This window comes from Streptomyces sp. NRRL S-646 (assembly GCF_000720765.1).
In the GTDB taxonomy this organism is placed as follows: domain Bacteria; phylum Actinomycetota; class Actinomycetes; order Streptomycetales; family Streptomycetaceae; genus Streptomyces.
The window spans coordinates 48,008-60,174 of record NZ_JODC01000011.1 but is presented as its reverse complement, the minus strand read 5'-3'; the positions used below and the strand labels follow the sequence as shown (position 1 = coordinate 60,174).

Sequence of the window (12,167 nt, the reverse complement as noted above, 5' to 3'; positions counted from 1 at the left end):
ATCCTCAATGAGCTCGCACGGTTTTGGACGACGTCAGTTCCTCACCACCGCCATCGGCGTCGCCGCCGCCTGGACCCAGGTTTCCGGCAACGCTGCCGCCGCCACCTCGTCGCGTAATTCGTCCGTGCAGGTCTGGCTGACCGACATATCGGCCAAGAAGTGGGTCGTCCGCCAGAGCGATGTGCTGTTCCGGACGAAGAGCACCAGCAACCCGCTCACGATCAAGGTCGACGACAGCGTCAAGTACCAGAAGATCCAGGGCTTCGGGGCGGCCATGACCGACTCTTCCGCCTGGCTCATCAACAAGCTGTCCACCGCTGACCGAGCGAAGCTGATGCAGCAGCTGTACGACCCCTCGAAGGGCATCGGCCTCAGCCTGATCCGCACGCCGATGGGCGCCACGGACTTCAACGCGTCCGGCAACTACTCCTACGACGACATGCCGACGGGACAGACAGACCCGACGCTGTCCGACTTCTCAGTCCAGCACGACGAGAAGTACATCATTCCGGTCCTGCGGCAGGCTCTCGCACAAAACCCGTCCGCCAAGGTCCTGGCCAACCCATGGAGCCCGCCAGGCTGGATGAAGACCTCGGACTCCATGATCGGCGGCACCCTCAAGAGCGAGAACGCTTCCACGCTGGCCGACTACTTCGTGAAGTTCATCAAGGCTTACGACAAGGCCGGTGTGCCCATCTCCTACATCACGCCGCAGAACGAGCCCATGGGCACCCCCAGTTGGCCCGGCATGTCCCTGTCCGCCTACCAGGAATCCGCGGTGATCCAGGAGATCGGCCAGGCGTTCGCGGCCAACCGCATCTCCACGAAGATCCTGGCCTGGGACCACAACTGGGATGTGCCCTCGTACCCCGAGACGATCTTCAGCGACCCCGCCGCCTCCCAGTACACGGCCGGCACCGGATGGCACATCTACAGCGGCAACCCGACGTACCAGACCCTGGTCCACAACGACTTTCCGGACAAGGAAACCTACATCACGGAGGCCAGCGGGGGCGTCTGGCAGGGTGACGACGAGACGGCGTTCAATGACGCACTCGGCACGTGGATCATCAAGGGGATACGCAACTGGGCGAACGGCGTGATGCTCTGGAACACCGCCCTCGACCCCAAATTGGGTCCGCTCAACAGCGACACCAACGGCATCCCCATGTGCCGGGGACTGGTCACGGTCGATCCGGACAGCGGGCAGGTGTCCTACAACGTGGACTACCACGCACTCGCTCACGCCAGCCGGTTCGTGAAGCCCGGAGCGCATCGCATCTACTCGAACACCTTCGGAGAAGGAAGCATCGAGAGCGTCGCGTTCCAAAACCCGGACGGCTCGAAGGTCCTCATCGCGTACAACTCCGGTAGCGCCGCGAAGAACTTCAGGGTGGCGGACGGGACGCAGTCCTTCGACTACACCCTGAACGCCGGCGACGCCGTCACGTTCACCTACACGGGCGTGCGCAGCGGCGGGACCCCCGCGGCGACCAATGTCCTCGACCCAACCCATGACTTCACGTTCAAGTCGTCGCTGGGGCCGATGACGGTCACGTACGACCCGGCACTCCTGCAGTACCAGAACGCCGTCCGCACCGGAAGCAAGCTGCTCACGTACTCCCTGCCGATGGGAGCGTCCATCAAGACGCCCGGAACGTCACTGAGCCGTGGCAAGTGGACCGCCACCGCCTCGTCGAGCCCGGACTGGGGTGCAGCCTCGAACGCGCTCGACGGCGACATCAACAGCCGGTGGAATCTCGGCCAGGGGACAACCAGCGGCGCCTGGTTCCAGATCGATCTGGGGAGCCCGACGAGCTTCAACAAGATCGCCTTCGCCACCGGAGAAAGCAACTCCTTCGACTACGTCACCAAGTACCAGATATACGTCTCGGACGACGGGGCCGACTGGGGCGGCGCGGTCGCGAACGGCAGCGGGAACATAGGGAAGACAGCCGTCACGTTGCCGGAGCAGACGGCACGGTACATTCGCATCGTCTGCGTCGCGGCATCCGGTTTCTGGTGGAGCATCGCCGAAATCAACGTATACGGATCCTCGGGTGGCATGGGCTCCATCGCAGCCCCGACAGCGGTCCCCAAGGGCCTCCAGCTGAAGACCTGGACCAGTCCGGAAGGGGCGCAGGTCACCACGGTGTTCAACGGCACCGCCGGCAGCCGGAGCTTCCCGGTGTCCGCCGACAGCTCGTACACCTACACCCTGCCGAGCGGAACGTCGGCGATGTTCACCACGCAGAAGCTGTCCGGCTTCCCCGCACCGGTCTTCAGCAGCCTGAAGCCGAAGCAAGGCATACCGCGCGCCAAGTTCACGATCAGCGGTTCCCACTTCGGTGACGCGCAGGGGCTGGGTACGGTGCGTTTCGGGAAGCTCTTTGCCGAAATCGACAGCTGGTCGGACACGAGCATCAGCGCGTACGTGCCGAGCGGTCTTGCAGTGGGCACGTACAAGGTGTCGGTGAACGGGGCCGGCGGAGCGGACGCGGGTTCAGCTTCGTTCGACGTCATAGACCTGGGGCCCGCGCTGTCGCGCACGGGCTGGACCGCCACGACCTCCGACACAAGCCCGTACAACGACGGTCCCGCGAACATGCTGGACGGCGATTCCGGCACCCGGTACAGCTCCGGAAGGGGCCAGTACGACGGCCTGTGGATCCAGGTGGACATGGGGCAGACGCAGACGTTCGGCAAGATTCTGCTGGATTCCGGCAGCAATATTGCCGACTATGCGCGGAGCGCGGACGTGTACGTCTCCTCGAACGGCACCGACTGGACCAAGGTTTCCTCCATAGCGGACGGCCAGCGAGTCGAGTTGATTTCCTTCCCGACTCAGACAGCTCGCTACCTCAAGGTCGTCAACACAGGCGATGTCGCGAGTAACTGGTGGTCAATCGCAGAATTGACCGTCTACAGCTGACCTCGGGCTTTCACGCGGGGTGACTGTTCACCTTGCCTCCGAGGTCGGGAGAGTGCCTCCGACCGGCAGGAACAGGGACCACTGACCTCCTTGTTCCCGCAATGGTCGGAGGCACTTTCAGCAGGAGTCCGCAAGGGGTGAAGTCAATTGCTCGCCGGATTCCTCGTAGCAGAGGTCGACGCAGTTGGCGTGCACGAAGGACACAGGCCATCACTTCCCGCGACGGACCTGCCGATCGCCGAGGCCGCGGCCCGGTTCGTATCGAGCGCCCGCACCACCTCGGAGAACACGGCCCCCAAGGCGGAGTCCGAGGCCGGCGACGCGGAGAAGCCCGGACCGGAGTCCGTGCCGGAGGATGCTGATCCGTCGGGCGACGTGCGGGAGATCAACTCCCCGCCGGCTCACGCGAACGGCCCCGATGGCGACGGGCAGTCCGCGCTCGCGCAGGGCGCGCAGTACCGGTTCGGTGTCGGGGGTGGGGTGCGCCCGCCCGCGCGGCCGGTCAGGTCGGACTGACGGCGGGGGCGGGCGGGGTCCAGCGGTGGGTGCGGGGAACGGCAGAGGAGACGCCGTAGTCTTTTTTCAGCTGCTCCGGAATCGCGTAGTGCATGACGCGGCCGCGGGTGAGCGAGGACAGTTCGAAGATCGTGGTGAGGTGGCCGAGGCGGTCCAGGGCCCAGGCACCGAGGGGGAAGCGGTCCTCGATGGTCTCCAGGACGCCGAGCAGGGGCGGGACGGCCTTGACGACGGTGTCCCAGGCAGTGCGCGGGACGTCCAGCCAGTCGGCGCAGGTGTCGCCGATGAGGTGGCGGATCAGGGCGGAGACGATCGGGTCGAACAAGGTGCCCGGGACGACTTCCTCGTACAGATCGATCAGTTGCCGGGTGAGATGCGCGCCTTCCTCGCTCGGCCCCATGTATCGGGTCATGTACAGGTCCAGGAACTGGCGGGCGGACTCCAGGTCCCTGGGTGCCTGGCTCTGATCGACGCCGAGCATGGCGCCGACCACCCGCCAGGCGTAGAAGTACGCTTCGGCCCCGTCGACGCTCATGTGGATGTTCAGCCGGTGCAGGGAGTCCAGCACAAGCAGCGAGAACAACATCTGACCGCCGATCATGTCCTCCTGACAGATCGGCACCCCCAGGCTGTCGACGTCCCAGCGGTTTTCCTGCTTGAGGTGGTGGCGGATGGAAGCGTGCAGCAGGCGGACTTTCTGGGCGGCGGGAATGAAGCTGCTGCCTGCCTCGAATGCCCCAGGTTGCATGAGGTGGACGATGAACTGCCCGGTCTCCGCCATCCGCTTGGAGGGGTACTTCAGCGAGTGCGTCGCCGACAGCAGCTTCGCCACGTGCGGGACCACGTAGCAGGCGGGCATGGAGGCGAAGGACAGTGCTGTGGAGATGTGCACGTTGTTGTCGATGAAGAACAGCCTGGCTTTCTCCATCTCACCCCAGTCGACCCACGCCGGTGGTGCGCTGGTGGCCTGCAGGTATTCCCGTGCCACCTCGGGAAGACCATCTGGCAGCGGTGCGCCGGCGGTCGACACGTAGCGCATCAGAGTGTTGAACTTTCCCACCTCCCCACGCTCGAAGAGGGTGGCCACTGTTGCGTCGGCGAGTTCGTCACCGCTCTGCCGCAGCGCGTCCATCGACGCATCGGTGTAGGTCATCACAAGCTCCTTGTCCTGAGCGGAACATGCGGGGCCGAACAGGCACCGGGCGCGGCGCCCTCCGCCAAGGTCACTGCCGGCGCACGGCTGCGGAACGCGCCAGGCCGGTAAGGGCTCGTGCGGCGTGCGCCGGGATGTCCATGTCGTCCAGAGCGCGGGTGGCTTCCTCAACCCGTGCACCGATCATCTGCTCGATCCGGTCGGGTGCCTTCAGCCGGCTCATCACCGCGCGTACGGCGTCCAGGCCGTCCTGCCCCAGATCGCGCCGGCCCAGCAGCGTGCGCAGTTGCTCCCGCTCGGTCTCGTCGGCCACGCGCCAGGTCTCCGCCAGCAGGGTGGTGGGCCGGTGTGCGCGCAGGTCGTCCATGTTGGTCTTGCCGGTCAGCGCCGGATCCCCGAACAGACCGAGCAGATCGTCTCGCAGCTGGAACGCCTCGCCCAGCGGCAGCCCGTAGCAGGAATAGCCCTCGCGCAGCCGCTGCCCGGCGCCGGCCAGCGCACCGCCGATCAGTAAAGGCTGCTCGACGGTGTACTTCGCGGTCTTGTACCGGATCACCTGCAACGACTCCGCCGTGTCCGGCTCTGCACCGGTGCGCAGCACCTCCAGGCACTCACCCGCGATCAGCTCCCGCGCCAGGGCCGCCCACAGGGGACGGGCTCGGGCCAGGTAGGCCGCGGGCAAGCCACTGGTGGCAAACAGCTGACCGGCCAGTGACATCAGCAGATCCCCCACCAGCATCGCCAGCGACCTGGCCGCGGTCGTGGCACGGGGGCGACGAGGCAGCGCGGCTCGCAGGGCGACATGTGCGGTGGGCCGGCCGTGCCGCAATGGACTGTCGTCGATGATGTCGTCGTGCACGACCGCGGCGGCGTGCACCAGCTCCATGGAAGCCGCCGCCCGCACCAGAGCGTCGCTGTCAGGCTGACCGGCGGCCCGCCAGCCCCAGTAGCAGAACGCCGCCCTCAGCCGCTTGCCATGCGCCACGGCAACCTCGACCTGCTCGGCCACTTGGCCCAGGTCCGCGTCGATCGCCAGCAGTTGATCCGCCTCGTGCGCCACGAACCGGCTCAGCACCTCATCAACGCGGGACTTGAACACGGCCGCCTCATACCGGTCATCCACAGTCGGCAGCCCGCCGCTCCAGGGCCTTCCGGGCGAGGACCTCCAGATGGGCAGGCGGCACCACCGCATACCGGTCCAGCGCAAGCCGCCCGCGAGCCTTCACATCCCGCTCCGCGTCAGCCGCCAGCTCAGCCACGTCCGAGCGGCGCAGCAATCCCCGCACGGTGCCGGTGGCCGAACCGAGAGCACACACCGCCAGGTCGGCAAGGCCCGCCACCCACAGCACCGCCTGCTCGGCCGCATCCCCGCTACGCCCGGCTTCTTGAGTCACGCCATCCCCCCACCAACCGATCAACGAGGTGGCGCGGTCACCCGCCACCGCTCACAGCGTCGCGTCCCCCCGATGGGAAACCAGGAACAACTCACCATCGGGTGATCACGCCGAAGATGTGTGCGTATCTCCTGTCCCGCCGGCCCGAGCACCTCGTTGCCCCTTGGGCCGGCGCGGCACGATCCGCATGCGTGCCACAAGCGCAAAGGCTCTTCCGTCCGCCGGACGAAAGAGCCTCTGACCTGTTGTTTCTCTGTGCCCCCGGCAGGATTCGAACCTGCGACACCCGCTTTAGGAGTTTTCCTTGGGCGGGGCTGTGACCTGCGGAAACGCCGACTGCGGGGTGCCTGGCCTGGGAAAACACCCCTTCGTAGTTCTCATGTGTTTGCGGGGTTTCCCGGCCTCATGTGTGCCGAATCCGTTCTGCGCAGCACCTGTCTGACCCCTACCAACTGCTCATGCAACTGATGTTGGACTGCCAGCGGAGGGGTTGCCGCCCAGCAGAGGTACCAGATCCCTGATCGTCTTTCGGTAGCCAACTAGGCGGGCAGGCGCCAAACTTGCTGCACACGCTGGTGAGAGGGCGCGGAGTGGGCGAAGAGAAGACAGTGGACGTCGAACTTCCCAACGGGAAGCTGATGATGGCCAGGGTTCAGCAGCTGGATGCGACCTTTCCAGGAGGGCCACAGGATGTCGGACTTGATCGGCTGCTCTCCTTCGATGCCGTTGGCGAGGCGCTGCACGGTGTGGGCTCGGTAATCGTCGATAGCCTGGAAAGGATCAAGCCCTCCAAGGCCACGGTCGAGTTCGGTCTCGAACTGGGGGTGAAAGGGGGCAGTCTCGTGAGCGTCTTCGTGGACAGCGGGAGCAAGGCGTCACTTAAAGTCACGCTGGAGTGGGAGAGCGGCGCCAGGAATGCCGGGGATCAGACGACTTCTGGCTGACTGCCTGGTCCGTATCAGCGGTTCCGGAGCGGCAGGCGGTACCGGGTTCTTTGTGGCGCCCGGCACGGTATTGACGTGCGCCCATGTCGTGTATGGCGCAGAGGTCGGACAGCCGCTGTGGGCAGAGTGGCAGGGAGGCGGAGCACAGGCCCGGCTCATCGCTGTACATCCCACTCCCGAGGGTGAGGTGGCTCCCGGCCCGTACCCCTACCCGGACCTGGCCGTTCTCGAGGTCGAGCGTAGTGGGCACCCCTGCGTGCGGCTCGACTTCGACGAGCCGCAATGGGAGGACCGCGTGCACGGTTGCGGATACACCCGCACCTGGTCCAGGGAGCAGGCTCAGTTGGAGCCGGTCACCTTCACCTACGAAGGTGTGCATGAGGTCGGCCATGGACTGCTAAAACTCGCGGGCGGACAGGCGGTGCCGGGCATGAGCGGTGGGCCATTGCTCAGCCTGCGCACCATGGGCGTGTGCGGTGTACTCAAGACGACGCGTGACGCCGTCCTGCCGGCCGGCGGCTGGGGCGTGCCCGTCGGACTGCTGCGTGAGCTCCACCCCGAGGTGGTCTTCGCGCACGATGCTTTCCACCGCGGGGACCACCGCTGGCGGGAGGCCGCCGACGCTGTGCCCTCGCTGCTCGCTGGCCTCACTGCGCTCAGTGCCAGCTACGCAGGCCGTATCGAGAACTTCCTAGTGGAGTACCTGGGCCGGGACGGCACTCCTGTGCCATTCGGGGGCCGGGACGCGCAGATAAACATGCTGACGTCATGGCTGGCGGATCCGCAGGCACCGCCCTACGCACTGGTTGCGGCGGAGGCTGGCCGTGGAAAGTCGGCGCTGCTGGTGCGCTGGGCCCAGGAGGTGACGCGCCAGGAACGGGCGCACGTTGTCGTCATACCGGTGAGCATTCGCTTTAACACCGCACAGGCGGGCGTGGTGTTTCCGGCGCTGGCGACCCGGCTAGGCGAGGTGTACGGAGAGTCGCCCGGCGCCACAGACATGTCCGCAGAGCAGTGGAAGGAGACATGCCATGGCTACCTGCGGCGCCAGCCTCCTGATGGGCGCCCCCTGCTGGTAGTGATGGATGGCCTCGACGAGGCGACCGATTGGCAGCCGGGCCCCGACCTCTTCCCTGCCGCTCCCGGGCGGGGCGTGCGGGTGCTGGTGTCGGCTCGCCATCTGGCCGGTGATGCGGATGACAGAGGTTGGCTGACCCGCCTGAACTGGGACTCCCTGGCGGTCAGCCTGCCCCTGCCCCCCATGGACCGGGAGGGAGTCCGACAGGTACTGCACGTCATGGGCGATCCCCTCGCTGGCCTGGCGACCAAGGTGGACGTCGTCAGCGAGCTCTACCGGCTCAGCGAAGGCGACCCCTTGCTCGTCCGGCTCTACGTCGAGGCGCTGTTGCCTTACGGCGAGCGCGCTGCAGCGATCAGTGCGGACGAACTGCCGTCAATCAGCAAGGGACTGGAGGGCTACTTCACCCGCTGGTGGGACGAGCAGGAACGGCAGTGGCGCGACCGTAACCGAAATCCGACCGCCGAACGGCAGGATCTTGAGGACTTCCTGAACGTCCTGGCCTGCGCGCTCGGCCCGCTCGGCCACGACGACCTGGCAGGCATCATGCCCCGGCCGTTGTCGTGGCTGAGACTGCGTGCCCTGACCACGGAGGTGGGACGCTTCGTCATCGGCGATGGCAGAGAGACGGGCTTCGTCTACTCCCATCCCCGACTTGGCACGTACTTCCGGGAGTTGATGGGACAGGCCGAACGCGATGCTTGGGACGAACGGTTTCTTGCCCATGGCAGGCGCGCGCTGGCGCAGTCCCGGGAGGGAACGACCGAAGTCTCGCCATACGCCATCCGTTTTCACGGTGCGCATCTGGAGCGAGCCCAGGGTCCCGATGAGGACCTCTACGCCCTCGTCCACGGCGGTTGGTTGCGCGCTTGTCAGGCATTGGAGGGCGGCGACAGCACGTTTCTCAACGACAGTGAGCGGGCCTGGCGGCGCGCTGAAGCACGGCGTGATGAACGGGCGTTCGAGGTGCGGTTCCTCAGCGCCCTCGCCCGAGCGAGTGTGGCGGCCCGCAGCGACGGAATTCCCGTGCCTTTGTTGGACGCGGCTGTCAGTGCGGCAATCCTTCCGCCCGCGCAGGCGCTGGCGCTGTGCCGCCGCATGACCTACGAGCATCGGCGCTCCGCTGCCATAGTGCGGTTGGCTGGAGTCGTCGGCCCGGAATGGCTCGACGAGTGTGTGGCCATCGCGGCCACTGTGCAGGCTACGGCCCGCCGCTCTGCCACGCTGGCCGGACTGAGCCCTCACCTGTCAGAGCAGTCGGCCCGGCGCGCGGTGACCGTCGCACGTTTGTTGGAGGCTCCCTGCCCGCGTGCGATCGCCCTGGCAGCCCTGAGCGTCCGTCTGCCGCGGGACGAACGACTGGCTCTGGCACAGGAGGCTATGGATTCCTGCGCCGCCGATGAGGATGGTGTGCGGCGAGGCCGTGCCCTGGTGCTGATGGCCGGTCATTTGCCGGAGAACCTGCTGCCACGGGCGGTGCGACTGGCGCGACAGACTCCGGATCCCCTAATCGCGATCCGGGCTCTCTGCGCCCTCGCCCGTCGCCTTCCGGAGGCGGGAGTACAGGCGGTAGTCGAGGAGGCGCTTGGTCGGCAGGTCGAGGTCGCGGGCGTCAGCCATATCGTGCGGGCACGGTTCGCTCTGGCGGAGTTCGCGGGTCCGGACGAGCGTTACGACCTCCTGTCAGAGCTCGTGAATGTCACTCCGCAGGTCCGGCACCGCCTCCTTATCGAAGCCCGACCTTGGATTGGGAGCGACGCGCCCTTGCCGAGCGCCGTGTACGACGGTCTGCGGAACATGCCGCCTGCCGACTCGGAAGACCTCGCAGCCGCTCTTCCCGGACCGGTCCGGCGGCACTTGTGCGGCGCCCTGGAGGCATCGGGCGGTGGTGACCGGATCGAGTCACTGCTCTTCCACTCCCACCTGCTTGCTGCGGAGGGGCACGGAGAGTCTTCGGGCGCCGTCCGGCGGCTCCTGCGACGCGCACGTGACCTGAACCACCCCGCTCGGGCAGCCACTTTGACTGCCCTGGCGGTTTGCCACCGCGGCGAGGCTGCTGACGTCTTGCTCCGCGAGGCGCTGGACTGCGCCCAGTTGATCGACGACGCGCACGCCAGGGCTGAAGCGCTGAGTGACGTGAGCACGCACGCCTCCGAACAGGTGCTGGCCGACCTGGAGCGTGATCTAGTATTTCGGCCGGGCCGGCTTAGCGACCGGGAGGTGCTGTCTTTTCTCGACCGTGACGACGTGCCCTTGGCGGACGAGGCGATCGAGGCAGCGATGGCGCGGGTGTCGCGTTTTACGGAGGATGGTGCCCGACTGCAAGCCGTTATGGCGTGCCTTTTGCGGGCGCCGGAGCGACACCGTGCCGAGTTGGGACGGTATGCGCTGACGGAGGTTCTTGCCGAGCAGAACATCACGATCCGCGCCGACGCCCTGCAACGACTAGCACAGCTTCCGCTCCCGTCTGAGCTGAAATGCCAGGTCGAGGTTGAGCAGCGCAGGACGTTCGAGCGGTTCACGCGCGTCGAGTACCGGCTGGCGATGCTCAGCGGAGACCGCACCGGACCTGGCATGATTTCGACGGCCGCTGACAAGGAGCGGCTGATCCGCGAGTGCGTCATTCCATTGCTCGCAGGAATCGCTGCCAGGGATCCGTCATTTGGCGATAAGCGGGTGCAGCTGTCCGTACGGTCGGCGGTGGAAGCGTTGCTCGGTGCTCTCCCACACCGGCTCTCTGATGACCTCGCTGCGCTGCTGTGGGGGGTAGCGGAACAGGCCCAGCCGTGGCTTCGGCCCTGGCTATTGGTCCGCCTCGTGTCCCGACTCCCTGCAAGGCGCGTCGCGGAGGCGGTGAACCGGGTGCGCGCGTGCGAGATCGTGCCGCCCGAGGACGAGAAGCGGTTTCGGCACCTTTTGGCCGACGAAGTAGCCAGAGTATTCAGTCTCTTGGCGCCGGATGCGCGAACCTTGCTGCTGGGCGATGCCCTGGGCCGCATCCCCGCTCTGCCCAGAATCAAGTCCCTGATTCCCCTGGTGGCCGCCGACCAGGTCGAGGACGTCCTGAGCCAAGCACAGGAATTGCCCTTCCCTGCCCGTGTTGCTGCCGCTGCGGCGGTGCGCCACCACGTCAACACCGAGCGTTTCGCGTCTTTCTTAAAGCCATTGACGGACGCCGCTTTAGGGGGCGACCGGGGGGTGAGGCTGGTCCCTCTCATCGACTTGGCCAAGCTCGTGAACGACGAGAGCCGTGACCACCTGCTCGACATGGCCGCCGTGGCACTCGAACACTACGGGCCGCCGGAGCGGCGCAATGTCCTGGACCGGTTGCCGACCGGAGACCGGGGCAAGATTGCGTGCATTCTCTTTCGACGGAATGCCCTGGAGCCGGAGGAATTGGCAACGCTCGTTGCGGATCTGCCTGTGGATCTCCTTGGAGACGTTGAGGAAGCGGTGCTCGCCATCGAGTCCACCCAACATCGCTTCACCGCGCTTGGGGCATTGATCGCCGCGACCGGGCGCCACACGCCGGACCGGCTGTGGACGGAGGTGCTGCACGTGGTTCGAGCGGCCCCTTCACCGGGATCTGCGACTGATGGACTGCTCGGCCTGCTCCAGCGGAACTTGCCTAGCATCGACGATTACAGGGTGGCCCAGCTTCGCTCTTCGGTGGAAGCGGTGGCTGATCCGGAAACACGGATAGCCCTTCTGTGCGCCCTCGCCCGCCATGCCCGAACCCCGGTGCGTGGCGCCCTCCTCGCTTCCGCCCTAGACGCGGTGGAGGTGATCGTGCAGGACCAACAGCGTGCGGCCGCGCTTGTGCCCGTTGTCCAGAGTGTCGCGGGTAGGCCCGACGCACTGGTACGGACGTTGAACGCGATCGTCGGCATCCGTCCGCCGGACGGGCGGCAGCGGTTGCTTCGACCGCATGTGTCGGCCCTGAGGGACGGGATCGCGTCCGGCACTGTCGATGTGACGGCGCTGGACCGCGCCCTGCGGGGGCTGGCGCGGATGCCCCGGCCGCTCGTCGTTACGGACATGGCACTGTTGGCAACTGCGGGTGCCGCGCTCCTTCCGGACGACGGTGGCGTATCCCGCGCGTTCCTCAAGGCATTGCATGACGTTGGCGGTTGGTGGAGCTGAATCTCCC

Annotated in this window: 7 protein-coding genes; 4 read left to right on the top strand and 3 right to left on the bottom strand. The window is 66.6% G+C overall.

Annotated elements, in window-relative coordinates:
* The first annotated feature begins 7 nt into the window (after window positions 1-7).
* Window positions 8-2,932 (top strand): discoidin domain-containing protein, encoded by a 2,925-nt coding sequence (locus IH68_RS51905; protein WP_051833785.1) that lies wholly within the window; start codon window positions 8-10, stop codon window positions 2,930-2,932.
* A gap of 189 nt (window positions 2,933-3,121) precedes the next feature.
* On the top strand, window positions 3,122-3,448 hold the full coding sequence (locus IH68_RS55520; RefSeq protein WP_159403734.1) for a hypothetical protein: 327 nt from the start codon (window positions 3,122-3,124) through the stop codon (window positions 3,446-3,448).
* On the opposite strand, the gene IH68_RS0128935 is transcribed toward IH68_RS55520, so the two are convergent.
* The 3 genes from IH68_RS0128935 to IH68_RS0128925 form a co-directional block, all read right to left on the bottom strand.
* A complete protein-coding gene (locus IH68_RS0128935) occupies window positions 3,435-4,601 on the bottom strand; it encodes an oxygenase MpaB family protein (RefSeq protein WP_030940745.1) in 1,167 nt (388 codons plus the stop codon). The genes IH68_RS55520 and IH68_RS0128935 overlap by 14 nt on opposite strands.
* 70 nt (window positions 4,602-4,671) lie before the next feature.
* Window positions 4,672-5,724, bottom strand: a complete 1,053-nt coding sequence (locus IH68_RS0128930) for a polyprenyl synthetase family protein (protein WP_030940743.1) — start codon at window positions 5,722-5,724, stop codon at window positions 4,672-4,674.
* Window positions 5,717-5,995, bottom strand: a complete 279-nt coding sequence (locus IH68_RS0128925) for a hypothetical protein (protein WP_030940739.1) — start codon at window positions 5,993-5,995, stop codon at window positions 5,717-5,719. The genes IH68_RS0128930 and IH68_RS0128925 overlap by 8 nt, the downstream gene beginning before the upstream one ends.
* 590 nt (window positions 5,996-6,585) lie before the next feature.
* Here IH68_RS0128925 and IH68_RS0128920 point away from each other — a divergent pair.
* Both IH68_RS0128920 and IH68_RS0128915 read left to right on the top strand, forming a co-directional pair.
* Window positions 6,586-6,939 carry a CU044_2847 family protein gene (locus IH68_RS0128920; protein ID WP_051833784.1) on the top strand — a complete coding sequence of 118 codons (354 nt, stop codon included), beginning with the start codon at window positions 6,586-6,588 and terminating at the stop codon, window positions 6,937-6,939.
* Window positions 6,911-12,160: a serine protease gene (locus IH68_RS0128915; protein WP_078912644.1), complete on the top strand. Its 5,250-nt coding sequence runs from the start codon at window positions 6,911-6,913 to the stop codon at window positions 12,158-12,160. Before IH68_RS0128920 ends, IH68_RS0128915 begins: the two co-directional genes overlap by 29 nt.
* The last annotated feature ends 7 nt before the right edge of the window (window positions 12,161-12,167 follow it).